The 25522-nt window shown below is 70.6% G+C and carries 25 protein-coding genes and 1 pseudogene; 10 read left to right on the top strand and 16 right to left on the bottom strand.

Annotated elements, in window-relative coordinates; genetic code table 11:
• The first annotated feature begins 203 nt into the window (after positions 1-203).
• Positions 204-1316 carry an endonuclease/exonuclease/phosphatase family protein gene (locus ACFVYS_RS15565; RefSeq protein WP_389502324.1) on the top strand — a complete coding sequence of 371 codons (1113 nt, stop codon included), beginning with the start codon at positions 204-206 and terminating at the stop codon, positions 1314-1316.
• Here ACFVYS_RS15565 and ACFVYS_RS15560 read toward each other — a convergent pair.
• Positions 1295-1576: a DUF397 domain-containing protein gene (locus ACFVYS_RS15560; protein ID WP_389502323.1), complete on the bottom strand. Its 282-nt coding sequence runs from the start codon at positions 1574-1576 to the stop codon at positions 1295-1297. The two genes, ACFVYS_RS15565 and ACFVYS_RS15560, sit on opposite strands and share 22 nt — an antisense overlap.
• Positions 1558-2400: a helix-turn-helix domain-containing protein gene (locus ACFVYS_RS15555; protein ID WP_389502321.1), complete on the bottom strand. Its 843-nt coding sequence runs from the start codon at positions 2398-2400 to the stop codon at positions 1558-1560. The genes ACFVYS_RS15560 and ACFVYS_RS15555 overlap by 19 nt, the downstream gene beginning before the upstream one ends.
• Before the next feature lie 165 nt (positions 2401-2565).
• On the opposite strand from ACFVYS_RS15555, the pseudogene ACFVYS_RS15550 reads away from it, so the two are divergent.
• Positions 2566-2952: pseudogene (locus ACFVYS_RS15550) on the top strand (hypothetical protein); the annotation flags it as partial.
• An 80-nt stretch (positions 2953-3032) separates the two neighbouring features.
• On the opposite strand, the gene ACFVYS_RS15545 reads toward ACFVYS_RS15550, so the two are convergent.
• Positions 3033-4415 carry a glycine--tRNA ligase gene (locus ACFVYS_RS15545; protein ID WP_384114642.1) on the bottom strand — a complete coding sequence of 461 codons (1383 nt, stop codon included), beginning with the start codon at positions 4413-4415 and terminating at the stop codon, positions 3033-3035.
• Between the two features lie 173 nt (positions 4416-4588).
• Here ACFVYS_RS15545 and ACFVYS_RS15540 point away from each other — a divergent pair, with 173 nt between their 5' ends.
• The 4 genes from ACFVYS_RS15540 to ACFVYS_RS15525 are packed head-to-tail and all read left to right on the top strand — an operon-like array spanning position 4589 to position 7749.
• Positions 4589-5548 (top strand): metal ABC transporter substrate-binding protein, encoded by a 960-nt coding sequence (locus ACFVYS_RS15540; RefSeq protein WP_389502319.1) that lies wholly within the window; start codon positions 4589-4591, stop codon positions 5546-5548.
• 28 nt (positions 5549-5576) lie between these two features.
• Positions 5577-6368: a metal ABC transporter ATP-binding protein gene (locus ACFVYS_RS15535; protein WP_389502317.1), complete on the top strand. Its 792-nt coding sequence runs from the start codon at positions 5577-5579 to the stop codon at positions 6366-6368.
• A complete protein-coding gene (locus tag ACFVYS_RS15530) occupies positions 6368-7270 on the top strand; it encodes a metal ABC transporter permease (RefSeq protein WP_054244836.1) in 903 nt (300 codons plus the stop codon). The genes ACFVYS_RS15535 and ACFVYS_RS15530 overlap by 1 nt, the downstream gene beginning before the upstream one ends.
• Positions 7271-7329: 59 nt before the next feature.
• On the top strand, positions 7330-7749 hold the full coding sequence (locus ACFVYS_RS15525) for a Fur family transcriptional regulator (protein ID WP_028806487.1): 420 nt from the start codon (positions 7330-7332) through the stop codon (positions 7747-7749).
• Between the two features lie 161 nt (positions 7750-7910).
• Here ACFVYS_RS15525 and ACFVYS_RS15520 read toward each other — a convergent pair whose 3' ends face one another.
• Both ACFVYS_RS15520 and recO read right to left on the bottom strand, forming a co-directional pair.
• Positions 7911-8762: an isoprenyl transferase gene (locus ACFVYS_RS15520; RefSeq protein ID WP_389502314.1), complete on the bottom strand. Its 852-nt coding sequence runs from the start codon at positions 8760-8762 to the stop codon at positions 7911-7913.
• Positions 8763-8821: 59 nt separating this feature from the next.
• Positions 8822-9571 (bottom strand): DNA repair protein RecO, encoded by a 750-nt coding sequence (gene recO / locus ACFVYS_RS15515; protein ID WP_062649449.1) that lies wholly within the window; start codon positions 9569-9571, stop codon positions 8822-8824.
• Positions 9572-9838: 267 nt separating this feature from the next.
• On the opposite strand from recO, the gene bla reads away from it, so the two are divergent.
• Complete coding sequence (gene bla / locus ACFVYS_RS15510) at positions 9839-10729, top strand: class A beta-lactamase (protein WP_389502431.1); 891 nt, start codon at positions 9839-9841, stop codon at positions 10727-10729.
• 190 nt (positions 10730-10919) lie between these two features.
• Here the strand turns inward: bla and ACFVYS_RS15505 are convergent, their stop codons facing one another.
• The 6 genes from ACFVYS_RS15505 to ACFVYS_RS15480 are packed head-to-tail and all read right to left on the bottom strand — an operon-like array spanning position 10920 to position 17519.
• Positions 10920-11888, bottom strand: coding sequence for a hypothetical protein (locus ACFVYS_RS15505; RefSeq protein ID WP_389502312.1), 969 nt, complete (start codon positions 11886-11888; stop codon positions 10920-10922).
• A 50-nt stretch (positions 11889-11938) separates the two neighbouring features.
• Positions 11939-12904 (bottom strand): SCO2521 family protein, encoded by a 966-nt coding sequence (locus ACFVYS_RS15500; RefSeq protein WP_389502310.1) that lies wholly within the window; start codon positions 12902-12904, stop codon positions 11939-11941.
• 1 nt (position 12905) lies between these two features.
• A complete protein-coding gene (locus ACFVYS_RS15495) occupies positions 12906-13904 on the bottom strand; it encodes an SCO2522 family protein (RefSeq protein ID WP_389502308.1) in 999 nt (332 codons plus the stop codon).
• Positions 13901-14821, bottom strand: a complete 921-nt coding sequence (locus ACFVYS_RS15490; protein ID WP_389502306.1) for an SCO2523 family variant P-loop protein — start codon at positions 14819-14821, stop codon at positions 13901-13903. The genes ACFVYS_RS15495 and ACFVYS_RS15490 overlap by 4 nt, the downstream gene beginning before the upstream one ends.
• Positions 14822-14823: 2 nt before the next feature.
• Positions 14824-16683 carry an SCO2524 family protein gene (locus ACFVYS_RS15485; RefSeq protein WP_389502304.1) on the bottom strand — a complete coding sequence of 620 codons (1860 nt, stop codon included), beginning with the start codon at positions 16681-16683 and terminating at the stop codon, positions 14824-14826.
• Between the two features lie 50 nt (positions 16684-16733).
• Positions 16734-17519 (bottom strand): SCO2525 family SAM-dependent methyltransferase, encoded by a 786-nt coding sequence (locus ACFVYS_RS15480; protein WP_389502303.1) that lies wholly within the window; start codon positions 17517-17519, stop codon positions 16734-16736.
• A 177-nt stretch (positions 17520-17696) separates the two neighbouring features.
• On the opposite strand from ACFVYS_RS15480, the gene ACFVYS_RS15475 reads away from it, so the two are divergent.
• On the top strand, positions 17697-18158 hold the full coding sequence (locus ACFVYS_RS15475; RefSeq protein WP_389502301.1) for a GNAT family N-acetyltransferase: 462 nt from the start codon (positions 17697-17699) through the stop codon (positions 18156-18158).
• Positions 18159-18203: 45 nt separating this feature from the next.
• On the opposite strand, the gene ACFVYS_RS15470 is transcribed toward ACFVYS_RS15475, so the two are convergent.
• Positions 18204-18656, bottom strand: coding sequence for a protein phosphatase (locus ACFVYS_RS15470; RefSeq protein ID WP_389502299.1), 453 nt, complete (start codon positions 18654-18656; stop codon positions 18204-18206).
• A gap of 80 nt (positions 18657-18736) precedes the next feature.
• Between ACFVYS_RS15470 and ACFVYS_RS15465 the strand changes: the two genes are divergently transcribed.
• Positions 18737-19336 (top strand): SigE family RNA polymerase sigma factor, encoded by a 600-nt coding sequence (locus ACFVYS_RS15465; protein WP_389502297.1) that lies wholly within the window; start codon positions 18737-18739, stop codon positions 19334-19336.
• Complete coding sequence (locus ACFVYS_RS15460; RefSeq protein ID WP_389502296.1) at positions 19333-20301, top strand: hypothetical protein; 969 nt, start codon at positions 19333-19335, stop codon at positions 20299-20301. Before ACFVYS_RS15465 ends, ACFVYS_RS15460 begins: the two co-directional genes overlap by 4 nt.
• Positions 20302-20313: 12 nt before the next feature.
• On the opposite strand, the gene ACFVYS_RS15455 is transcribed toward ACFVYS_RS15460, so the two are convergent.
• The 4 genes from ACFVYS_RS15455 to ACFVYS_RS15440 all read right to left on the bottom strand — a co-directional run bounded on the left by ACFVYS_RS15455 (position 20314) and on the right by ACFVYS_RS15440 (position 25336).
• Positions 20314-20988: a response regulator gene (locus ACFVYS_RS15455; RefSeq protein ID WP_389502294.1), complete on the bottom strand. Its 675-nt coding sequence runs from the start codon at positions 20986-20988 to the stop codon at positions 20314-20316.
• A complete protein-coding gene (locus ACFVYS_RS15450; RefSeq protein ID WP_389502292.1) occupies positions 20985-22292 on the bottom strand; it encodes a sensor histidine kinase in 1308 nt (435 codons plus the stop codon). Before ACFVYS_RS15450 ends, ACFVYS_RS15455 begins: the two co-directional genes overlap by 4 nt.
• Positions 22293-22384: 92 nt before the next feature.
• Entirely contained in the window at positions 22385-24499 is a 2115-nt protein-coding gene (locus ACFVYS_RS15445; protein ID WP_389502290.1) for an MMPL family transporter, read from the bottom strand.
• Between the two features lie 141 nt (positions 24500-24640).
• Positions 24641-25336 carry a TerB family tellurite resistance protein gene (locus ACFVYS_RS15440; RefSeq protein ID WP_389502288.1) on the bottom strand — a complete coding sequence of 232 codons (696 nt, stop codon included), beginning with the start codon at positions 25334-25336 and terminating at the stop codon, positions 24641-24643.
• Between the last annotated feature and the right edge of the window lie 186 nt (positions 25337-25522).

Raw genomic sequence — 25522 nt, 5'->3', positions numbered from 1 at the left:
AGCATCGCATGACAGCTGACAGATTTCAACATCTGTCAGCTGTCATCTGACTGTCTGTTGCCTGCCATCTGTCGTCTGCCCTCCGGCATCTGTCCGGTCGACGGGACGGGAGGTCCGAGGACAATGGGAGATGTCGGTGCGCGGTCACCTCGGCGGCGCCTGCCGCCGGCCGAGCGGCCCTTCGCGCCGCCATGGAGGCTGCCATGAGCATCCGCATCGCCACCTTCAACATGGAGAACCTCTTCCGCCGGCCCACGGCCTTCCGCGTCGAGGACCCGGCGAAGCGCGAGGAGATCCTCGACGACTTCGCCACGCTGGTCACTCTCCTGGACCTGCCCGTGTACACGGACGACGACAAGACGAAGATCGCCGGCCTGATCGAGAAGCACCGGGCGTACGAGATCGATCCGAAGAACCCGCCGCCGATCTACGTGAACCAGTCACGTCCGGGCAAGGACTCCGGACTGTTCAAGCCGCCCGAGCCGGGAAGGAACCCCCGCATCGTGGTCACCGCCAAGGGCCGTGCCGCGTGGGCCGGTTGGGCCGAACTGGGACAGGACGACTTCGAGATGAACGTGGTGCGCAACACCGGCCGCGTGGTCTCGGAGGTCGACGCCGACATCCTGCTCACCGTCGAGGTCGAGGACCGCCTCACCCTGGAACGCTTCAACACGCAGGTGCTGGCCGGGGCGCTCGGCCGACGGCCGTACCCCTACGCCCTGCTGATCGACGGCAACGATCCCCGGGGCATCGACATCGGGATCCTCACCCGGCACCCCATCACGTCCGTGCGAACCCATCTCTTCGACACCGGCCCCGAACGTCCCGACCTGCGCCTCTTCAGCCGCGACTGCCCCGAGTTCGAGATCCAGCTCAACGGCACGCCCCTGGTGGTCCTCGGCAACCACCTGAAGAGCAAGTTCCAGGACAACCCCGACCTGCGCCTGGCGCAGGCGAAGCGGGTCGCCGAGATCTACCGGGCCGCACTGGAGCGCACCCCGCACGTCATCGTCGCCGGGGACCTCAACGACGACCCGGACAGCGACCCGGCCACGGTCCTACGGGACACCGGCCTGCGGGACGTGATGAGTCACCGCGCCTATCGCGGACTGCCCGGCACGCACGGGGAGTGCAAGAGCGAGCGGGACAAGCTCGACTATCTGCTGCTCTCCCCCGAGCTGTGGCCGGAGGTCCAGCACGTCGGGCTGGAGACCCGCGGCATCTTCGCGAAGGACATCAAGTCCTTCGACACGGTGACTTCGAAGGGCACGGCGGCCTCCGACCACGCGGCGCTCTACGTGGACCTGGACCTGTAGGCGCGGACGAAGTGGCCCCAGGCGTCCGGCCCGAACGCCAGCACACCCCGTCCGGGGTCCTTACTGTCCCGGACGGGGACGAGGGAGGTTACCTCGTCGGCGACTTCGAGGCAGGCGCCGCCTTCCGAGTTGCTGTAGCTGCTCTTGCGCCAGACGGCGGCGTTGAGGAGGTCGTCGGAGACCTCAAGGCATTGGCCGCCGTCCGAGTTGCTGTAACTGCTCTTGCGCCACGTCACGTTGCTCAAGTCGATGGCTCGCACGGCACTTCCTCCAACATACGCAAGATGAACGTCCGCGACTCGGCAGGGCTCAGCGCCAGGTCACGTACCGCATCATAAGTGCGGTGCAGACGCTCAACCCTGCTCGTTTCCTCGACCAGTTCACCTCGCACATCGTTTTCGGTATAGGCCACCGTTCGGCCATCCACCAGGCGCAGGAACATCATGTCGGTGCTGTCCAACGAGTGCAGCCCGGTGCCGAACGGCAGCACATGAAGGGTGACGTTCGGGCGCTCAGCGGCCTCCGACAGGCACTCCAACTGCTCCCGCCACTCTTGGGGATTGCGCAGCGAATTACGCAGCACCGCCTCGGAGAGGATCATCCGGAACGGGGGCGCATCGACCCCCTCCAGCACCTTCCGCCGCCCAATGCGAGCCTCGACCTGTTGCTCCAGTTCCTCACCCTTGAGCCCGCCCGCCGCGAGCGCTTCCCGCGCATAGCCAGTCGTATGCAGCATCCCGGGAGGCCTGCTCACCCCGTAGTGCCACAGCCCGATCGCCTCAGCCTCCAACAACATGTACCGCCGATACTGCTCCTTGAACTGCGAAGGATCCGCGACCGCCAGCTCCCACAGCGTGAGCAGCATCGGGGTCGTCCCGTAGTGCTGGTCGAGCGCCTCCACGATCTCCGGGCTGCCAAGGCTCTGGCCGCCCTCCATCTTCCCGAACGTCGACGCGTTCCAGCCCAGCACCACCTCCAGCTGCCGCAGGCTGTCCCCCTTCTCGGTCCGCAGGAGACGCAACTCCTCCGCGAAGCGTCGCCGTGGTTCCTGGCTGCGTCCCGTGACCACCCGCCTCGACGGCATCTCACCCCTCCGGAATTTGTGGAATATGCGCTGCCCGACGACGCCGGGCCCCACGTCAGCGGCGCGCCGACCCCGATCGCGGGCCATCCTGACGACAACCCCCACTACCCAGAGTAGCCCAACTGTCGCATTTGGTATGCAAGTTGGGTGAAAGGAGCGAAAGACATGCACGACACGCAGCACGAGCCGGGCGCTCTGCTCTACGACCCCGCGACGGACAAGGTCGGCGAGTACCAGGACCGGTCCGGTCCCTACGCGATGCTGCGGCCGGTCGGCGGCGGCCGGGAGTGGCAGGCCGACCCGGCGGCGCTGCGGCCGGCGACCGCCGAGGAGCGGCTGAGCGCGGGCGTGCGGGCGGCGAACCGGCGTGCCCGGACCGACGCGCCGTTCATGGTCGGCATCGGCACACCCCGCCCGCCCGTACCGGAGCCGGACTGCGCCGAGTGCGACGACCTGGCGGCTCGCCGGGAGAGCGCCCGCGCCGCGCACGACCGGAGCGCGGAGACGGACGCCAACGTGCTGCTGCGCGGCCACCGGCGGCGGGAGCACGAGAGCCGGGAGCACGGGAACGACGAGTGCCGGGCCCCCGAAAGGGACCCGGCACTCGTGAGTACGGACGAGGAGACGCGAGATCAGCAGCCGATCAGACGGCCGGCGAGGTAGCTCTCGATCTGGTCGAGGGACACCCGCTCCTGCTTCATCGAGTCACGCTCGCGGACGGTGACCGCGTTGTCGTCGAGGGTGTCGAAGTCGACGGTCACGCAGTACGGCGTGCCGATCTCGTCCTGGCGGCGGTAGCGGCGGCCGATGGCGCCGGCGTCGTCGAACTCGATGTTCCAGTTCTGGCGCAGCGCGGCGGCGAGGCCCTTGGCCTTGGGCGACAGCTCCGGGTTGCGGGACAGCGGCAGGACCGCGACCTTCACCGGGGCCAGGCGGTGGTCGAGGCGGAGAACGGTCCGCTTCTCCAGCTTGCCCTTGGCGTTGGGCGCCTCGTCCTCGATGTAGGCGTCGAGGAGGAAGGCCAGCATCGCGCGGCCGACACCGGCCGCGGGCTCGATGACGTAGGGGGTCCAGCGCTCCTGGGCCTCCTGGTCGAAGTAGGAGAGGTCCTGGCCGGAGGCCTTGGCGTGGGCGGAGAGGTCGTAGTCGGTGCGGTTGGCGACACCCTCCAGCTCGCCCCACTCGTTGCCGCCGAACTGGAAGCGGTACTCGATGTCAGCGGTGCGCTTGGAGTAGTGGGAGAGCTTCTCCTTCGGGTGGTCGTACCACCGCATGTTCTCCTCGCGCATGCCCAGGCCGGTGTACCAGTTCCAGCGCTGCTCCATCCAGTACTCCTGCCACGTCTCGTCCTCGCCCGGCTTGACGAAGAACTCCATCTCCATCTGCTCGAACTCGCGGGTGCGGAAGATGAAGTTGCCGGGCGTGATCTCGTTGCGGAAGGACTTGCCCATCTGCGCGATGCCGAACGGCGGCTTGCGGCGCGAAGTGGTCTGCACCTGGGCGAAGTTGGTGAAGATGCCCTGGGCGGTCTCGGGGCGCAGGTAGGCGATGGAGCCGGTGTCCTGCGTGGGGCCGAGGTGGGTGGAGAGCAGACCCGAGAACTGCTTGGGCTCGGTGAACTGGCCCTTGTTGCCGCAGTTGGGGCAGTTCACGTCCGCCAGGCCGTTCTCCGGCAGACGGTTGTGCTTGGCCTCGTACGCCTCTTCCAGGTGGTCCGCGCGGAACCGCTTGTGGCAGGAGGTGCACTCGGTCAGCGGGTCGGAGAAAGTGGCGACGTGGCCGGAGGCCACCCAGACCTCGGGGGCCAGGATGACGGACGAGTCGATACCGACCACGTCCTCGCGCGACGTCACCATGTAGCGCCACCACTGGCGCTTCAGGTTCTCCTTGAGCTCGACACCCAGCGGTCCGTAGTCCCAGGCGGCCTTCTGGCCGCCGTAGATCTCACTGCACGGGAATACGAAGCCACGGCGCTTGCTCAGGCTGACGATGGTGTCGATCTTGTCGGCGGCCACGGTGCTCTCTTCATAACGACGACGGGCGGCGAAGCGAGATGCGCTTCCAGAGAAGACTTCAGGGTACCGGCGGGGACTCCCCCTCGACCAAATCGGATCCCTACCCAGACCCTTACCCAGCCGTTACCAGGCCTTGTTGACAACGGTTTCCATATTTGTTGAAAATGACTGTCATGAACGTACGACGACGACTCATATCCACCACCGCGGTCGCGGCGGTCACGGCCCTCGGCCTCGGCACCCTCTCCGCCTGCTCCTCCGACAGCGCGGCCGCGGCCAACACGGACAAGTTCGACGTCGTCGCGTCGTTCTACCCGATGGCCTTCCTCGCCGAGCAGATAGGCGGGGACCATGTGAACGTCACCAGCCTCACCGAGCCCGGCCAGGAGCCGCACGACCTGGAGATCAGCGCCAAGCAGACCGCCGCGCTCCAGGAGTCCGACGCGGTGCTCTACCTCAAGAACCTCCAGCCCTCCGTCGACGACGCGGTGGCCCAGTCCGAGATCAAGACCAAGATCGACGCCGCCTCCCTCACCACGCTGGAGAAGCACGGCAACGAGGTCGGCGGCCACGCGGCCGAGCACGACGACCACGAGAACGAGGAGCTGTCCGGCCTCGACCCGCACATCTGGCTCGACCCGGTGCGCTACTCCCAGGTCGCCGAGGGCGTCGGCAAGGCCTTCGAGAAGGCCGACCCGGACCACGCGGCCGACTACCGGACCAACACCGCGACCCTCGTGAAGAAGCTCGACGCCCTGAACACACAGTTCGAGGACGGGCTGGCGAACACCAGGACCAAGGTCTTCGTCACCACGCACGCCGCCTTCGGTTACCTCGCCGAGCGCTACGGCCTGACCGAGGAGGCCATCAACGGCCTCGACCCCGAGTCGGAGCCCAGCGCCGCCCGCGTGAAGGAGCTTGAGAAGATGGCGAAGGCCGACGGCGTCACGACCGTGTTCTACGAGACGCTCGTCAGCGACAAGACCGCGAAGACCATCGCCTCCGACGCGAACCTCAAGACCGACGTCCTCGACCCGATCGAGGGCATCACGAAGAAGTCCCGGGGCACGGACTACTTCTCGGTCCAGAAGGCGAACCTCAAGGCGCTCGAGACAGCCCTGGGAACGAAGTGAATCTCCAGTGATCTCTACGGAGGGCGTCATGGACGCGAGCGTCACCGGCGCGAAGGCCGAGTCCGTCATCTCGCTGCGCGGGGTCCGCGCCGAGCTGGGCTCGCGCCCGGTCCTGCGGGGCATCGACCTCACGGTGCGGCGCGGTGAGGTCGTCGCCCTGCTCGGCGCGAACGGCTCGGGCAAGTCGACCGCCGTACGCAGCGTGATCGGCCAGGTCCCGGTCAGCGCCGGGGAGGTCGAGCTGTTCGGCATCCCGCAGCGCCGGTTCCGGGACTGGGCGCGGATCGGATACGTACCGCAGCGCACGACGGCCGCCGGCGGGGTCCCGGCCACCGTGACGGAGATCGTCTCCTCGGGCCGGCTCTCCCGCACCCGCTTCGGCGTCTTCCGCAAGGCCGACCGCGAGGCCGTACGGTACGCCCTGGACCTCGTGGGCATGGCCGACCGGGCCAGGGACAACGTCGACGCCCTCTCCGGCGGCCAGCACCAGCGCGTGCTGATCGCCCGCGCACTGGCCTGCGAACCCGAGCTGCTGATCATGGACGAGCCGATGGCGGGCGTCGACCTGGCCAGCCAGGAGGTCCTGGCGCGGACCCTGAAGGACCAGGTCGCGGCCGGTACGTCCGTCCTGCTCGTCCTGCACGAACTGGGCCCCCTGGAGCCCCTGATCGACCGGGCGGTCGTCCTGCGCGACGGCTGCGTCCAGCACGACGGCCCGCCCCCGCGCGCCCTCGGCCAGCACGCGCTGCCCGGCCACGACCACGTACACCCGCACGCACCCGCGGGCGCCGAACCGATCCGCACGGGACTGCTGAGCTGATGGACTTCCTGAACTACGCCTTCATGCAGCGGGCGCTGCTGGCCGCCGTCCTGGTCGGCATCACGGCCCCCGCCGTCGGCATCTACCTCGTCCAGCGCCGCCAGGCCCTCATGGGCGACGGCATCGGCCATGTCGCGATGACCGGCGTCGGCCTGGGCTTCCTGCTGTCCTGGTCCCCGGTGTGGATGGCCACCGCCATCTCGGTCCTGGGCGCGGTGACCATGGAACTGATCCGCTGGTACGGCAGGACCCGCGGCGACATCGCCCTCGCCATGCTCTTCTACGGCGGTATGGCCGGCGGCGTGATGTTCATCAACCTCGCGCCGGGCGGCTCGAACGCCAACCTGACGTCGTACCTGTTCGGATCGCTGTCCACCGTCTCCGAGTCGGACGTCACGGCGATCTGCCTGCTCGCGGCCTTCGTGGTCGTCGTCACCCTGGGCCTGCGCCGCCAGCTCTTCGCGGTCAGCCAGGACGAGGAGTTCGCCCGGGTCACCGGCCTGCCGGTCCGCGCGCTGAACCTGCTGACGGCGATCACGGCGGCGGTCACCGTGACGGTGGCGATGCGGGTGGTGGGCCTGCTGCTGGTGTCGGCCCTGATGGTGGTCCCGGTGGCCGCGGCCCAGCAGCTCAGCCGCAGCTTCGCCGCCACCTTCGCGATCGCGGTGGCGATCGGCGTGACGGTGACCATCGGCGGCACGGTCACCTCGTACTACCAGGACGTCCCGCCCGGTGCGACGATCGTGCTGCTGACCATCGCCGCGTTCATCGCGCTGAGCGTGCTGGCCGCACCCCTGGCCCGCCGCCGCGCCCGCGCGCTGGCGGCGGCCCAACCCGCCGGGGATCCGGCGGAGTGCGCGATTCCGGCCACCCGGGCGGCGGGGGACGAGGTCGGCGTCTGACCGCGCACAGCCGGTGCTGGCACAATGGCCCGGCAAGCCGCAGACGTGAGGAGGCAACGGTGACAACCGCTGGACCGCCCGTGAAGGGCCGTTCCACCCGGCAGCGTGCCGCTGTCGCGGCGGCGCTCGACGAGGTCGACGAGTTCCGCAGCGCCCAGGATCTGCACGACATGCTCAAGCACAAGGGCGACTCGGTGGGCCTGACCACGGTCTACCGCACCCTCCAGTCCCTCGCCGACGCGGGCGAGGTCGACGTCCTGCGCACCTCGGACGGCGAGTCGGTGTACCGCCGGTGCTCCACCGGCGAGCACCACCACCACCTCGTCTGCCGCGTCTGCGGCAAGGCCGTGGAGGTCGAGGGCCCGGCGGTGGAGAAGTGGGCCGAGGCGATCGCCGCGGAACACGGCTACGTCAACGTGGCCCACACCGTGGAGATCTTCGGTACCTGCTCGGACTGCGCGGGCGCCTCCGGCGGCTGAGCGGTCGTACGGTGCGGGTCGGACGGGGTGACCGGCCCCTGGGGGCTGCGCCCCCAGACCCCCCTTCGGCCCAGAACGGGCCTCGTCCTCGATCGCCGGACGGGCTGAAATGCTCAGCCTCGGCCGAAGCAGCGTCGACGGGCCGGGTGAACGCACGGAGGCTACGAGGTGGCCTCCTGGCCCGGAGTCTTCCCCTCCATGGCCAAGAGTTCCTCATTCGTGATCGCGCCGCCGAAACGACGGTCCCGGGACGCGAACTCGACGCACGCCCGCCACAGGTCACGGCGGTCGAAGTCGGGCCACAGGACGTCCTGGAAGACCAGCTCCGCGTACGCGCTCTGCCAGAGCAGGTAGTTGGAGGTGCGCTGCTCGCCGCTCGGCCGCAGGAACAGGTCGACGTCCGGCATGTCCGGGTAGTACAGGTACTTCGCGAGGGTCTTCTCGTTGACCTTCGACGGGTCGAGCCGGCCCGCCTTCACATCCTCGGCGAGCGCCTGCGCCGCGTCCGCGATCTCCGCCCGGCCGCCGTAGTTCATGCAGAAGTACAGGGTGAGACGGTCGTTGTCCTTGGTCTGCTCCTGGGCGACCTGGAGCTCCTTGGCGACCGACTTCCACAGCTTGGGCATCCGGCCCACCCAGCGCACCCGGATGCCGAGCTCGTCGAGCTGGTCGCGGGTCTTGCGGATGAAGTCGCGGTTGAAGTTCATCAGGAAGCGGACCTCGTCGGGCGAGCGCTTCCAGTTCTCGGTGGAGAAGGCGTACAGCGAGATGTTGCGCACACCCATCTCGACCGCGCCCTGCAGCACGTCGAGGACCTGCTCGGCGCCGACCTTGTGCCCCTCGGTGCGCGGCAGCCCGCGCTCCTTGGCCCAGCGGCCGTTGCCGTCCATGACGATCGCCACATGCTCGGGGATCAGCTCGCCCGGAAGCTTCGGCGGGCGCGCGCCGGACGGGTGCGGCTCCGGCGTCCTGTACTCACGACGCTGCCGCCCCAGGAACCCGCGTACCACCATGTGCCTCTCGTCTCCTCTGACTTTCGCTTGCTTGTTTCTGTACTGGTTTCTCTGCGTGCTTATTTCTCCACGTACCTGAGCGAGCGCAGCCCGCGCTCCAGGTGCCAGTGCAGATAGGCGGACACCAGCCCGCTGCCCTCCCGGACGTGCCTCGCCTCGCACGCGTCCGCCGTCTCCCAGTCTCCCGTGAGCAGCGCGCCCAGCAGGACCAGGGTCTGTGGCGAGGGAACGACGCTGCCGGCCACCCGGCAGTCGACGCAGACGGAGCCGCCGGCCGCGACGGAGAAGAACCGGTTGGGTCCCGGCATTCCGCACTTGGCGCAGTCGCCGAAGCTCGGCGCGTATCCGTTGACGGCCAGCGACCGCAGCAGGAACGCGTCGAGGACGAGGTGCGGGGCGTGCTCCCCGCGGGCCAGGGTGCGCAGCGCCCCGACGAGCAGCAGGTACTGCTGGACGGCCGGCTCGCCCTCGTGGTCGGTGAACCGCTCGGCGGTCTCCAGCATGGCCGTCCCGGCGGTGTAGCGGGCGTAGTCGGTCACGATCCCGCCACCGTAGGGAGCGATGATCTCGCTCTGTGTGCACAGCGGCAGCCCGCGTCCGACCAGTTCGCTGCTGCCCCGCGCGAAGAACTGCACGTCGACGTGGGAGAAGGGTTCGAGGCGGGCGCCGAACTTGGACTTCGTCCGCCGCACTCCCCGCGCCACGGCCCGCACCCGCCCGTGCCCGCGCGTGAGCAGCGTGATGATGCGGTCGGCCTCGCCGAGTTTCTGGGTCCGCAGGACGATGCCGTCGTCCCGGAAGAGACTCATCGGGCACCGCCGGGGGCGGCCTGCCGGGGGTGCGGCATGCCGCGGTCCGCCGCACCCGGCTCTCGGGTGGGGGGCACGATGCCGTCGTCGCGGAACAGGCTCATGCGCCCATTCTCGCCTACGCCGGAGGAGCGGTGTGCCCGCCCGCCGTGATCCCTCGGACGGTGCGCCCCCGACCAGGGACGGCGCAACCGGCGGCGCAACCGGCGGGAGCGCGGAGACGTCCGTGACAGAGGAGACCATGATCCTCGACGGACGGAGAGAACGATCTTAAGCTCGCACCTTTCCCCCAGGCCCTCCCGCCGCACCCTGCTGACGGCCGGCGCGGCCACCACGGCCGTCCTGCTCACGGCGGGCCCCGCCGGGGCCGCCACGGACCCCGTCACCGACCGCCTGCGCGACCTCGAAGCCGGGCACGGCGCCCGTCTCGGCGTGTTCGCGTACAACGTGCGCACCGGACGCTCGGTCCGCTACCGCGCCGACGAACGCTTCCCGGTCTGCTCCCTGTTCAAGACCCTCGCGGTCGCGGCCGTCCTGCGGGACCTGCCCGAGGGAACACTGGACCGCCGCGTCTTCTGGACGACGACGGACGTGGTGGAGAACTCCCCCGTCACCCGGGACCATGTGGCCGACGGCATGACGATCGCCGAGTTGTCCGCCGCGGCCATCCAGCGCAGCGACAACACGGCCGGCAACCTGCTCCTGCGCGAGATCGGCGGCCCCGCCGCGCTCACCCGCTTCGCCCGTTCCGTGGGCGACCGCGTGACCCGCCTCGACCGCTGGGAGCCGGAGCTCAACTCGGCCGAACCGGACCGGATCACGGACACCACCAGTCCGTACGCGATCGGCCGCACCTACGCCCGGCTCGTCCTCGGCGACGCGCTGGCCCCGGCCGACCGCCGGCGCCTGACCGACTGGATGCTCGGCACCGTCACCAGCGCCAACCGCTTCCGCACCGGACTCCCGGTGACCTGGACGGTCGCCGACAAGACCGGCGGCGGCTGGTACGGCGCCAACAACGACGCGGGCATCGCCTGGACCCCGGACGGCGCCCCCGTCGTCCTGGCGGTCCAGCTCACCAAGCCGGCCCGGGACGCGGCCTACGACAACGAACTGATCGTGGAGACGGCGAGGCTGCTGGCGGAGACGCTGGGCTAGGTCGTGTCCGCAAAGTAGCGCCGGCTGCCCGGAGGGCTGGGCTCGCGGCGTCCGGTGCGTGTGATCGCAAGGCGGAGGGTCGCCCTCGTACCGGGTGTACGTGGGCGATCCCGACAACGCGGCGATCCCGACAACGCGGCGAGCGCGCGTGCCGGGCGTCGCGAGCCAGGCGGGACTTTGCGGACACGACCTAGGACCCGTCGGGCCTCAGCCGGACGCTGTCGGGAACGCCGTTCGGGGAAGTGCCCGGGGCGGCGGCCTCCCACAGCTGGTCGAACCGGCGGATCAGGGGCTGGACCTCGTCGGCCCGGGCGTTCACCGTCGTCGAGGTGTTCACGCTGAGCTGGTCCGCGTGGATCTCGTACGACAGCACCCCGTCGAAGAGGATGCAGTCGATCATCTTGCCGCGGCGCAGGAACAGCGGGAGTTCCTCCAGGGCCACCACCCGGACCTGGATGCCCATCTCCCGCTGCTCCGCGCAGATCGGTTCCAGGGCGGCCAGTTCCTCGGGCCGCTTCACGATGAACAGGCGCCGGACCGAGATGTGCCGTTCGAGGATCGCCTCGCGCTGGGCGGTCAGATAGCGTCCGGCCGGCTCGGTGTTCCAGAACCCGTCGTCGACGACGGTGGTGCTGATGGCGTCGATGCTCGTCCTGGCGCACTTGGTGAGGGTCAGGAGCCAGTCGTGGTTCTCGCCCGCACACTCGGCGCTGAGGTTGGTGAAGTCCTCCATCTGCGCGGCGAGACGGTCGATCTCCGAATGCGCGAACTCGTGCAGGATGTCGGGCCCCATGGACACCACCTTGGTGGCGTGCTCGGCGAGCCGGGGCACCCCGTCGCCGCGCAGCTTCTCCACCTCGGTGAAGAGCTTCGTCGCCTCGCCTATGTCGGCGAACCGCTTGTCGACCGACTCCCGGAGATCGCCCAGCTGGCTGACGAAGGACGCCAGGAACTGCACGATCAGCACGATGCCGCCGCACAGCACGGACAGCACGAGCTGCCACGGGCCGTCCTCCTCGGACGGTCCGACGACATTGGTGAGCAGGTAGACGCCGCCGCCCGTCACCACCGTGATCAGGATCTTCTGCGTCACATGCCGGGCGCCCTCGGCGTCCCGGATCCGGTCGCCCCGGAAGTTCGGGTTCGTCGGTGCATGCATCTCTGTGTCTCCCCCGTCGGGATGCTGCGCGAACAGATGTCGTGTTGCCGTCAGGACAGGGCCGGTACCTCACCCCGGACGAGGTTCTGCAGTGCCAGCTGGTCCCGGATGCGCTGTGCCATGGTGTTCCACTGTCTGGTGAACCCCGGGTGCCGCTCCAGCTCCTCCCAGGGCGGGCTCAGGGCCCGGTCCAGGCGCGCCTGGGGCATCCACAGGTGCACCAGATGGTCGACGAGCGGACGCAGCACCTTCATCGCGGCCGCCTGGTTCTCGGAGCCGGGCGGCAGGCCGTCGAGCTTGTCGCCGACGGTCGTCAGCAGCCAGTCGTGCAGGGCCAGGTCCTCGCACAGCGTGGCCGCGGCCACCGGTGTGGTCCCTCGCGGCAGCCGCAGCTCGACGATCCGCAGGCCTGAGCCGAGTTCGGTGAAGAGCGCCGACGCCGGCTCGCCGTCGCCGGCCGGTGAGGCGGTCCAGCGCAGGCTGGTGTCGGTGGTGGTGAGCGGAGCGTCGTGGTCCAGGAGGTCGTGCCGGCGGGAGATCCTCGCCAGCAGACTCTCGGCGATCGAACCGACGTCCAGCCGGTCCTGCTGATGTCCGGTCAGGAAGCCCTCGGTGACGGACTTCTCGGGCAGACTGCCGACCGGGACCAGCGAACCGGGCCGGACCAGGTAGTACCCCCAGGGCCGGCGCCGCTCGGGCCCGGTGGCTGGGGCGGAGAAGTACGCCGTCGACTGCAGGACGCGGCCCTCGACGAGCCCCGCGTGCGCGGCCACGGTGCCGACCGCGCGGACCTTGACCCCGGTGGCGGTGGGCAGCCGGCAGTCGACGCCGGTGAGGACGTCCGGGGACAGGGCGTGCCGGTTGGGGCGCCGCGAGGTCCGGACGGGTTCGTCGGCGCGCAGCCGCAGCAGCCGCACGGCCGTCCGCTCGTCCACCGCCCTGCGGGTGGGCAGCAGACAGGTCCGCACCTCACCGCAGATGAGGACGGGACCGGAGGTCGTGCCCAGGCCGCCCATGTCACAGCCCCGGCGGGAACACGTAGGACGTGCGGTCCACGACCCCCGCGGGCACCGAGAAGCCCTCGCCGGCGGACCGCGCGGCGACCTGTGCGAGCGCCTCGGCCTCCACGTGGACCTGGTCGAGGATGACGCGTACGGCGTGCTCGACGGGCAGGAACCGGGTCGGCAGGACGCTGCACGTGACGTAGGCGGTGAAGGGCGTCGCGGCGGGGTTGAGCTGGAGGACGGGCGGCAGCGCGTCCCACTCGGCCGGGAACTCCGCGCCCTGCCAGCGGGTGGGGGTCAGCACGGCCGCGCCGTTGTCCCGCAGCAGCCCGAGCCGGACCAGCTGCCAGACGGAGGCCAGGAAGGCGCAGGACCAGGTACGCGCGTCCTCGGGCCCGTTCCACAGTTCCACGTCCAGGAACACGGAGTGGCCGCGGGCCTCGGTCTCGCTCGGCGGCTGCCAGACGCCGGTGGAGTCCAGGGCTGCCGAGGTCCGCTGGGAGGGGGCGCGGCGGCCGTTGGTGAGCCAGCCGGTGCGGCCGACGGGCGGACGGAAACCGTTGCTGCCGGGCGGCGGGGACTCCACCAGCCGGTGCAGGACGGACTCGGCCGGTCGGGCCCGGTCGCGGTGGTCGGAGCCGCCGGGGCCGAGGGCGGGGCCGGCGCAGCCCGACTCGCGGGCCAGGTAGTCGATGGTCAGCCCGGTCTCGGCCGCCGCCGCCAGCAGGGGCGGGATCAGCTCGGCGGGGGTCGCCAGCCGGGAGAAGTAGTCGTCGATCAGGAAGCAGGTGCTGATCCGGGGCTTGCGGCCCGGCGGCAGCGGGCCGAGACCGGCCCGGGCGGCCTCCACCCAGGGCCGTACGCCGGCGAAGTGCCGACGCAGCCGGACGGCCCCCTCGGCGAAGTCCTCCATGTACAAGTGGCCCAATTCCAGGGAGAGATGGGAGAAGGGCACGGATTCGGTGCGCGGGTCGGCGCTGCTCTCCCGGAAAACGGTGCCCGGCCCGTTCACAACTGCCCCCAGAACTTGTCGTCGGTCAGCCGCTGCGCGAGATCCCCGATGGCTTGCCAGGTCTCGTTGTTGGCGATCCGGCGGTCGTGCACGTCCTCGTCGGTGATGAGGCGTTCCTGCCACTGGAGGACGGGTTCCAGCGGAATGGACGCCAGCACCCGGGTTCTGCCGATGCCTCGGCCGGCCGCGAGTTCCTCGAGTTCCTTGTCGCACTGCCGCATCCACGCGTACTGCGCGGGCGACACCTGGGACCACAACGGCGACTCGAGATCGGGCACCGCGGCACGGACGAACCTGATGGCGCCGCCCAGCACGTCGGGGTCGTGCCCGATGGCCGTACCGGCTTGCACTATCCCCTGTTTCCCGAATACGAGTTCGGCCGCCGCCATGACGTGCTGGCGGGTCCACCGGTGATAGACGAGCCAGCGGTTCTTGAGGCGGCCGAGCCCGCCTCGGGGCGAGGTCGCGGCGAGTGCCAGGTCCATCGCATAACTGCGTCCGGCGCTCAGGTCGATGATGATGAGGTCGAATTCGCGTTTCAGCCGCAGGACGAGGTCCACACAGCGGTGCAGGTTCTCCTCGTCGGTGACGAATTCACCGGCCGTGCGGTCGCCGGGCAGCAGTACCAGCCGCCCGGAGCCGCCGGGCCTGCCGCGCAGCACGGGGTGTTCGGTGCGCGCCCAGACGTCGACCCGCAGCGGCTCGCCCGTCTTGCCCTTCAGATACGAGTGCAGGCCGCGCCCCTCGGCCTCGGAGAGGACGTCGGGCAGGTCGAACACGGCGGCGGCGGTGGGCGAGCCGAAGTCGAAGTCCAGGTAGCAGACGTCGTCCCCGTCCAGCGCGCGGTGATACGCGAGGTTGGCGCTGGTGACGGAGCGGCCGGTGCCTCCCTTGTCGGAGGCGGCGAAGACGAGCACCTTCACACCCCCCGGGCGTCTGCGCCCCGGGCGCGGGCCAGGGCGTAGAGCCGGGCGAGGACGCCGAGGGCGAGCGCGTGGGCGGTGCCGGGCTGTTTGTCGACGAGCTGACGGGCGCGACGCAGGTCGGCCTCGATGCCCTTGATCTCTTCTCCCTGGGGACTCTTCGGGGCGGGAGCGGGCTGCTCCAGCTGCTCCTTGCCGAACAGGTGGGCCGCCTCGCTGAGCGCCGCCTGGGCGAGGGCGGTCATCTCGGAGCTTCGGATCGGATCCTGTGTGTAGAGGGCGTGCGCGGCGACCATGCACTCGGTGACGCGCTCGGTGATGCTCCAGGACAACGGTCCTGTGCGGACCGGTGATTCGGGGTACACGGCGTGCACGTTGTCCCACAGGCCGACCCCCTCGCCGTCGCTGACGCGACGGGCCCAGAGGTGGTCGAGGATGCTCTCGGCGAGTGCGAGCAGACGGTCCTGCGAGCCGATGTTCCGGGACAGCGCGCACAGTTGGACGGTCCGCTTGAGCAGTTGCGCGGAGAAGTCGCCCATCGTCCACTTCATGGCCGGACCGATCTCCTCACTGCCCAGCAGCGGGAGGGTGACTCCGGGGTTGTGCAGACCGATCGCCGGGTCCTCACGGGCCGTGCGGCTCGTGATGCGGCCGCGTTCGGCGAGGCGTTCCATGACGGCGACGGTGCGGGTGAGGTCGTCGTCGGTGGCACGGCGGCGCAGCAGGTCGTGGACGAGGATCGAGGCCACCGACAGGGAGAAGTACTCGGACTCCAGCTGCTGGAGCGTGGTGCGCCAGGGGATCTCCTCCAGCGGCCAGGTGGCGGCGTCGAAGCGGGCGATGCCCGACCAGTACTGCTGGGTGATCTCCCAGCGCAGCCGCAGCGCGTCGGCCAGCTTCTGCTGTTCGGCGGTGAGCAGGCCGAGGACGAGGGTGCGCTCGGAGGACAGGTCGGGGATGCCGTCGAGGGCGACGACGGTGAAGTACAGGTACGGCACGGCGTGGGCGACGCCCTGGGGCTGCTTGCCGATGTCCTGGGCGGTCTGCGCCTCGACCTCGACCTCGGGTGCGTCCTTCACCAGGCTCCAGGCCCAGCCGCACTCGAACAGCCGGTTCTCGTTGCGGAGTTGGTCGGCGACATCGGTGTCCAGGCCGAGGGTGACGCTCTCGCTGATGAGGGCGCGCAGCGACTTGAACCGGTCCTGGAAGCGTTGCAGGACCTGGCGGTCGGACAGCCGGCCCCGGCCGAGCAGCCGGGCGAGCGCCTGCCCCTGGTCGGAGGCGATGTCGACGACGTTCACGGTGAAGGAGCGCAGCAGGCTCACCATGGCCGCGGTCAGGCGGGCGCTGGTCGCCTCTTTCAGCTTGTCGATGCGGGCGAGGGTGCTGGCCCGCTGGGTCTTGCCCCGGTACACCTTGAGGAAGCCGAGGGTGGCCAGGCAGAGCGTGATCGACATGGAGTAGGAGTCGACGACTCCCACTTCCTCCTGCTCCTTGGAGAGTTCGTGCTCCGGGTTCTCCGGGGCGAAGTAGTAGCCGCCGGCGAAGGTCGGACTCTCCTCGCCGCGGTGGTTCTCCATGAAGTCGTCGAGGATCTCCAGGAGGTTCATGGGAATCTCGCTGGAGTCACCCGCGTTCCTGAGGGCCCTCTCCACGTCCAGCTGGGTGGTGTCGGGGTCGTCCAGGCGGAACGGTTCGATTTCGGTGGCGGGGTACAGAAGGCAGAGCAGCCGCTCCGCGTCGGCGACGCTGCTGCGGCCGCCCCATTCACCCCACTGCCATTCTCCGTTGTCGAAAGAATGGCGGGCGATGGCCTGCCACACTTCGAGCAGGTTCTGTCTCGGCTTGATCTGCATGCCCATTCCCCTCGCACAGGCCCGTCACCATGTAAAAGAACTCCGACATCTTATTCGTCGCGTCGCTCTTTACGTTGCCCGCAGGCCAGGATCATACCCGTGTAGCCGTCCCGTACAAGCTGCTTGGGATTGGCCGTGCGGTGAATCTCCACATGGTCCGCGTAACCGCTGAGAACCGCCCGAACTTCGGATTCGTCGATATCGCGGGCGGGAAACTTGTGAGAACCGACGCGATATCCTTCGGAATGCTCCATGAAGGCGGCGGCGAAAGGTGCCCCGGAATTCAGGGCGTTCATGAAACACCCCACTCCTCGCCGGAATTCGGCGAGCGAGGTGGTGATGGACTCGGCGACGAAGAACATCGTGCCGAGGTCCCAACGGCGCGTATCGGCGCAGAGATCGAAGAGACTGCCCGACTCCGGTTGCTGGACGGCCTCCTTGAACCGGACCCTGGGCGTCATGCTGAGCGTGGCATATGCCTCGTCCTTGCACAGGACGTTCCAGAACTGATCCCAGTGGGGAGCGTAGTCGGGGCACTGCCTCCGGAGATAGTCCAGATTCCGGGCGGACCGCTCCAGCAGCGTGATCCGGTCACACCAGGGAAGCATGGCGAGGGCCGGATAGAGATTGGGTCCGGCGCCGACGTCGATACCGGAAGCCACCCGCCCACGACCTCGGAAGTGATCACTGAAGTGATCGCGCACATGGGAGAGGATCTCCTCGTCCACGGCCTGCATCTCGAGGTAATTGTGGCTGATGTACACGCCGGGATCGAAGTCGTCCCAGAGCACATCATCATTCAGCTTTTGGTCAGCGGCGGGCGGTACCGAGGTCATGATTCAGCGTAGCAGGACGCATGGGTCTTGAAGGAGTGGGTGCACAGAGCAATGATGGAGATCAGGTACGCAAATCGCACTGGCTGCAATTCGATTTGTCGACATTCACAAGGGGACGGTATGACTCCTCTTCCCGGAGATCGTTTTCCGTCGGGCACCGGTTCGATAATGAGCCAGATGTCCGGAGAGAGACCCTTACGGATCAGAGCGGTCACCGAGGCGGATCTACCCCATATCGTGCGCCTCGATGCCGACGCGTTCCCGCACGGCCCCTACCCCTACTTCGTCCTGCGCCAGCTCCTCGCCGCCTGCGCCGACTTCGTGTACGTCGTGGACGACGGCACGGATCTCCACGGCTACGTGCTCGCGACCTCGCCGAACGACGCGCAGAGCTGGGTTCTCAGCCTCGCGATCAGCCCCGGGCTGCGCGGAAAGGGTTTCGGTCGGCAACTCATGACGAAACTGCTCGGCCTGCTACGGACGAAGGGCGCCCATTCCGTCCGGCTCTCCGTGGAGCCGCGCAACGACTCGGCCATCGCGCTGTACCGCTCCCTGGGCTTCGTCCCGGATCCCGACGGACCCCGCGCGGACTACTTCGGCCCGGGCGAGGACCGTCTCCTCATGACACTCACCCTGTGAAACCCACCCCGCGACGCCGACACGGTGACGCTCGACCTGTGACGCTCACCCGGTGAACTCCCCGAACCCCCGCACATACCTGCGCTGCCAGGGCGTCTCCACCGCGCGTCGGTCGTAGTGGCGGCGGACGTAGTCCACCGCCTCGGCCGCCGGTACGCCGTCCAGGACCGCCACACAGGCCAGGGCCGTTCCGGTGCGGCCGCGGCCGCCGGCGCAGGCGATCTCCACGCGTTCGCCGGCCGCGCGGCGCCACGCCTCGGCGAGGGTCGCGTGGGCCTGCGCGCGGTCGCTCGGGAGGCGGAAGTCGGGCCAGCGGAGCCAGCGGGACTCCCAGGGCGGCCGCGGGGGCCGCGCGCCGAGGAGGTAGACGCCGTACGCGGGGGTCGGGGCCGTACGGTCGAGCGGGCGGCGCAGGCCGCGGCCGCGGATCAGGCGGCCGGACGGCAGCAGGAGCACCCCGGGGTCGCCCTCACGCCAGACCCACGCGTCGTTTCTCATCTCCCCATTCGAACGCGGTCACGGGGGACGGGCAACCGATTCGGCGCAACCGGTGGTCTGGAGGGCGAGGAGGGTGCTTGATGCAGGCCGAACAAGAAGACCGGTTCCAGGAGTTCGTCAGAGCCCGGTGGTCCCGGCTCGTACGGACCGCGTATCTGCTCACGGGGGACGTTCACCACGCGGAGGACCTGACGCAGACCGCGCTGGCCAAGGCGTACCGGTCGTGGCGGCGGATCTCGCGCAGCGACAACCCGGAGGCGTACGTGCGGCGGATGCTGGTCAGTTGCAACAGTGACCGGTTCCGCAAGCGGCGGGTCACCGAGGCGCTGACCGCGGCGCCGCCGGAGCGGGCGGGGCGCGACGAGGGCGCGGGGCGGGTGGATGAGCGTGGCTCCCTGTTGGCCGGGCTGGCCCAACTGCCGCCGAAGCAGCGGGCGGTGGTGGTCCTGAGGTATTGGGAGGACCTGTCCGAGGCGGAGGTGGCCGACGTGCTCGGCTGCTCGCCCGGCACGGTCAAGAGCCAGGCGTCGAAGGGGCTCGCGAAGCTGCGCATGTATCCGGGGCTGGCCGCCGACCGCACGGTGTCCGGCGGCCGGGAGCAGGGTCAGGGCCAGGGCCCTCGGGGTCAGGGCCACCGTCATGTTCCGGTTCCGGGTCGGGTTCAGGGAGGCAGCAGGTGAACGGGGCGGGAGAGCAGGTGGACCAGGAGGACTTCGGGTTCGAGGAGCGGATGCGTGAGCTGCTTGCCGAGGACGCGTACACCATCCGGCCCTCGTCGGCGCCGTATCCGGCGATCCGGCGGCGTGGACTGGCCGAGCGGCGGCGGCGCGTGGCGATGACCGGGGCGGCGCTGATGACACTGGCCGCGGTGCCCGTGGGGGCGTACGCCGTGGCCGGGGGGAACGGGGAGCGGGGCGCGGACACGGCGGCGCCGAAGCCGTCGGTCAGCGCCCCGCACAGCCCGGCCGGGAGCACGGGTGGGAGCACCGGCGGAAGCCCGTCCGCCACCTCGGCGGGCACGGCCGGCGGACCCGCGCAGCCGGCCACGGACGGCCAGCTGCTCGACGGGATCACCTTCGCGCAGGCGGCGGACGGGCTGGAGGAGTGCCTGACCGCCGAGGGCGGGTCGGCCGGCGGCGCCGGCGATCTCGGCAAGGCCGAGGACTACCGGATCATCCTGGCGATCAAGAGCACCGGAGACTCCAACGCGCCCGGCGACGGCATCTACGTCACCGCGGTGAAGGAGCGGTCCGCGGGCAGCTGGGTGGTCTGCTCCCTCAAGGACGGTGTGGCCTCGGGCATCAGCGTCGGCTCGATCGACACCGGGGTGCCGGGCACGGGCCCGGTCTCGGTGGACAGCAACGGCGAGCAGCTGTACCAGCAGTCGTTCATGGACAAGGGCAGGTGGAAGCTGCCGTTCCGGTGGGGAATGATCGGCACCGTCGAGGCGTCGGTGGCCAAGGTGACCGTGTCCTACGGCGACGGCGACCCCGTGACCGCGGCCCTGGACCACGGCTGGTTCGCCGCCGCCGGTCTGTTGGACCAGCAGGTCACGCTGGCCCCGCACATCAAGGGCTACGACGGCTCCGGCAAGCTGGTCTACGACTCCGACCAGGACGGGACGTACCAGCGCACGCTGCCCTAGCCGCGACGTCGGTCAGGGCGCGCTCGGCCCCGGTGTCACCAGCCCCGACTCGTAGGCCACGATGACCAGTTGGGCCCGGTCCCGGGCGCCCAGCTTGCCCATGATCCGGCTGACGTGGGTCTTCGCGGTGAGCGGGCTGAGACCCAGCTCCTCGGCGACCCCGGCATTGGTCAGGCCGCGGGCGACCAGGGCCAGCACCTCGCACTCCCGTTCGGAGAGACACTCCGGGCCGCCCGCCGTGGGCGGTCCGGACGGGCCGCGCAGGAACTGGGCGATCAACCGGGCGGTGGGCCCCGGCGACAGCAGCGCCTCGCCCGCGGCGACCGTGCGGATGGCATCGAGGAGGTCGGCGGGCCGGGTGTCCTTCACCAGGAAGCCGGCCGCCCCCGCACGCAGCGCCTCGACGATGTTCTCGTCGGTGTCGTACGTGGTCAGGACCAGGACGCGTACCCCGGCCAGCTCCTCGTCGGCGGCGATCAGCCGGGTCGCCTCGATGCCGTCGAGGTCGGGCATCCGGATGTCCATCACCACCAGGTCGGGGCGTTGTCCGCGGGCCAGCGCCACCGCCTCCCGGCCGGTACCGGCCTGTCCGACCACCCGCATGTCCGGCGCCGACTCCACGAGCATCGCGAACGCCTCCCGTACGAGGGTCTGGTCGTCGGCGAGCAGCACTCTGAGCGGCTTCATCGGTCCTTCCCGTGCGGCAGTACGGCGCTCACTTCGAAGCCCTTCCCGTCGTCGCGCGGTCCGGCCTCCAGCGAGCCGCCGACGCTGCGCGCCCGCTCCCGCATCCCGACGATCCCGAAACCGGGCGCTCCGCCGCCGACCGTCACCCGGCCGCCGCCACCCGCACCGCCGCCTCTCCCCATGCCGCCGTCTCCCCCCGTGTCCACGCCCGCGCCGTCGTCGGTGACCCTGAGCCGCAGGGCGTCCTGCTCCTCGTACACCCGGACCCGGACCCCGACCCCCGCCGTCAGGTCGTCGGGTCCGCCGTCCCGGCCGCCGTGCCGCACCGCGTTCGTCAGTGCCTCCTGGACGATCCGGTAGGCGGCCGCGCCGACCGCGGGCGGCACCTCCCCGGACCGTACCGTCAGTTCGACCCGCGCACCGGCCGCACGGGCCGTCTCCGCGAGGTCGGACAGGCCGTGCAGGCCCGGGAGCGAACCCCGGGCGTCCGGTGTGCCGAGGTCGCGCAACACCTCCAGCGTCGTACGGAGTTCGCCGCGCGCGCTGCGACAGGTCCCGGCGATGTCGTCGAGGGCCTTGGCGACGGCCGCGCGGTCCAGGCGGTCCGGGTCGGCGGCCAGGACGTGCGCGGCGACGGAGGTCTGCACACCGATCAGGGTGATGGTGTGCGCGAGCAGGTCGTGCAGGTCGCGGGCGATGCGCAGGCGTTCCTCGGCGACGCGGCGGCGGGCCTCCTCCTCCCGGGTGCGTTCGGCGCGCTCGGCGCGCTCGACGATGGCGGCGACGTACCGGCGGTAGTAGCGGACGTCGATGCCGCAGAACAGACAGGCGATGATCCAGCCGGAGATCCGCAGGAGCTCCAGCGCTTCGGCCGGGTCGGAGAGGGCGTTGATGATCAGTGCCGGGCCGAGGACGGCACCCCCGGTGATCAGGGTCCGGCGCACCGTGCCGGTCGCCGCGACCGTGTACAGCGCCACCATGCTCGTGGCGACGGGCGCGGCGTGGTCGTTGTCGAGGGCGTGGTACGGGGCGACGCAGGCCACCACCGCGAGCAGGACCAGCAGCGGCCGACGGCGCCGCCACGCGAGGGGCACGTTCGCGGTCAGCAGCAGCGTCCAGCCGAGCGCGTCGGGCCGGGGCCCGTCGCCGACGAACAGGGCGAGGGCCGTGCCGAGCGCGGTCGTCGCGACGGCCAGCAGCACGTCGTTGCGGGCGCCGTGCGGGGCGGTGCGGGGGTCGCGGTTGATCGCCGCCATGATGCGCTCGCCCCGGCGGGGCCGCACCGTCGTCGTGGTCTTCTGCACGGGCTCATCCTGCGGCACGGGGGCGCCCCGCCGGGAGAGCGCGGGAACGCCCCTCCGCGAGAGGAGGGGCGCCCCGCCGGTCCGCGAGCGGCTCACACCGGCTCCGTCTGCCGCTCCGGCCGGCCCGGCTGCTCGGGCCGCCGCGGCTCCGTCTGCGGCGCCCGCGACAGCCGCCCCGGCCACCACACCCTGCGTCCCAGCGCCACGCTCGCGCTGGTCACGAGATAGGTGCGGACGAGGAACGTGTCCAGCAGCACCCCCACCGCGATCACGAAGCCCAGCTCGACGAGTTGGACGAGCCCCATGTTCGTCAGCACGGCGAAGGTCGCGGCGAGGACGAGTCCCGCGGAGGCGATGACCCCGCCGGTCGTGCGCAGCGCGGTCAGCGCCGCGGCGACGGGATCGGCGCCGCGCGTCGACTCCTCCCGCATCCGGTGCATGAGGAAGATGCCGTAGTCGACGCCGAGGGCGACCAGGAACACGAAGGACAGCAGCCCCAGCCCCGGATCCGTGCCCTCGAAGCCGAACACCGGCCCGAAGACCAGGCCGCCCAGACCGAGCGCCGCACCCCAGACCGCGACCACGGCGGCGACCAGCATCAGCGGAGCGACGAGCGACCGCAGCAGCGCGATCAGGATCAGCAGGACGGAGACGAGGACGAGCGGCACGACGATCAGCCGGTCGCGGGCGTTGGTGTCCACCAGGTCGATCTGCTGGGCGCTCGGCCCGCCGACCCAGGAGCCGGTCAGCCGGTCCCGCAGTGCCTCGATGGTCGCCGTCTCCGCCGTGGACTGCGGCGGTGCGGCGGCGGTCACCGTGATCTCGGTCCAGCCTTCTCCGGTACGGCCCTGGCGTACGTCGGCGACGCCGTCCGTGTCCCGGATCGCGGCGAGGGTGGCCCCGGCCCGGCCGGTCGGCGTCATCACGTCGATGGGCTGGGCGGACTGTTCCGGGAAGGCCTCGGCCAGGGTCTCCATGGCGACGACCGACTCGGGCCGGTCGACGAAGGAGTCCTGCTGCTTGACCGCGCCGGGCAGGTTCAGCGCGCCCAGCGCGAGGGCGCCGAGCAGGACGGCGCCGGCCGCCAGGACGGTCCGCGGGCGCCGCCCGGCCGAGGTGCCCATCGCGGCGAACAGCGACCGGCGGACCTTGGGCGTGCTGCCGAAGGCGGGCACCAACGGCCAGAACACCCGGCGGCCCAGCAGGACGAGGAGCGCGGGCAGCAGCGTCAGCATCGTGACGAGCGCGCACAGCACGCCGACCGTGCCCAGCGGTCCCATGCCCCGGTTGGAGTTGAGGTCGGCGGCGAGCAGGCACAGCAGTCCGGCGGCGACGGTCCCGGAGGAGGCCAGCACGGCGGGCCCGCAGCCGCGCAGCGCGGCCCGCATGGCGTCGTACGGGCGCTCCACGCGCCGCAGTTCCTCCCGGTAGCGGGAGACGAGCAACAGCGCGTAGTCCGTCCCGGCGCCGAAGACGAGGATGGTCATGATGCCCGAGCTCTGCCCCGACACCGTGGTGCCGAAGGCCTGGTTGAGGCCGTAGGCGACGCCCATGGACAGGTAGTCGGCGATCCCGGCCACGGCGAGCGGCACCAGCCACAGCACCGGGCTGCGGTAGATGAGGATCAGCAGGACGGCGACGACCCCGACGGTGGTGTAGAGCAGCGGCCCGCCGAGCGACTCGTAGACCTTGCCCGCGTCGGTGGCCAGCGCCCCCGTCCCGCCCACCTCGACGGTCAACCCGCCCTCGCTGTGGGCGACTTCACGGACGTCCTCGACGAAGGCGTCCCGCTTCTTCTCGTCGGTGCCGGGCTCGTTGGTGGCGACCGGGTACATGAGCGTGGCGCCGTCGGCGGACGGGACGCCTCGCGGGTCCCCGGTCAGCGCGTGGTCCCCGGCGACCCGGGCGACCTGCTCCCCCGCCGTGGCCCGGTCGGCGGCGGTCAGCCCGCCCTCGCGGTGGTAGACCAGCACCAGTTCGGTGCTCTCACCGCCGGGCAACTGCTCCTGGAGCCTCGCGACCCTGGTCGAGTCGGCGCTCGCCGGCAGGTAGTCGGTGACCCGGTCGTGCTGTACGTCGGCGAGCTTGGCGGCGAACGGCGAGGCGAGCGCGAGCACACCCACCCACAGCGCGAGCACCACCCAGGGGATGGCACTGCGCCGGCCCTTCGCCTTCTTCCCGGCCCGCATGAAATCTCCGGCCCCCATGAATCGGGCCTCCCTTCGGCACGGCTGTCTGGTTGCGCTCTCCAGACTTCCGGCACGCGGGGGACGGAACGTCGCGCGCGAGGGCGAGTTCGGGCGTACTGCCGGGGGTGGCCGGGCGGGGGGACTACTCCCCGGGGAGTATCAGGACGGCGTCCGGGCCGCGACCAGGAGGCGGGTCACGTCCTCCGCGCAGATCGTCAGGGCCGCGCCCACCGTCGTGAGGACCTCTCGCTCGGCCGGGGTGTACGGACCGTCCGCGAGGGCGATACGGGCGCCCTGGAGCAGGATCGATTCGCGGCCGACCGCGGCGAGGTGCGGGGCGAGCGGGTCGAGGGCCTCGTGGAGCTCTATGGCGAGGCCCGGGCCGTACGGTTCGCCGTAGTTCTGGCCGGTGTCGGAGGCGACGGCGGCGACGAGGGCGGCGAGCTGTTCCTCCGTGCAGTCGGTGAAGCCGGCCGCGCGCACGGCGGCCGCCGCCGTCTCCAGGGACGTGCGGGAACAGGTGCCGCCCGCGGACAGCACCGCGAGGGCGACGGTGTGGACGGCGTCGCGGAGCATCGCCGAGAAGCGGATGGTGGTGGGGTGGTCGAGGACGTCGGTGCCGAAGTGGCGGCGGCAGGCCGCGCACTCGACGACCGGGCCGGTCTCGCCGCGCGGCACGACCGGCATGCCGAGCAGGGTGAAGCGGCGGTGGCCGGTCAACCGCTGGTAGTTGCGGTCGCCTCCGCAGCCCGGGCAGAAGAACTCACCGTCGCCCGCGGGCGTCCAGGCGGTGCGGGTCCCCAGGATGCGGGCAAGCCCGGTGACACGGCCGTCACGTCCCCGTTCTGGCAGCACGTCGCACCTCCGTAACCCCGCGGCAACATCGCCGCACGCCTCCGTGATGTTAGCCACATCCATGAGGTGTAGTCAGCACCCAGGACGAGACCTTCCCGTGACCTCCACAGCGGGATGGCCGATAAACGACGGGGCCCCGACCGCCGTATACAGCGGTCAGGGCCCCGAAAGTCCCGGTCAGGCCGG

It is taken from the genome of Streptomyces sp. NPDC058295, from assembly GCF_042880655.1.
Taxonomy (GTDB): Bacteria; Actinomycetota; Actinomycetes; order Streptomycetales; family Streptomycetaceae; genus Streptomyces; species Streptomyces coriariae.
The sequence above is the reverse complement of the archived record's forward strand: the minus strand, read 5'-3'. Positions and strand labels throughout refer to the sequence as shown.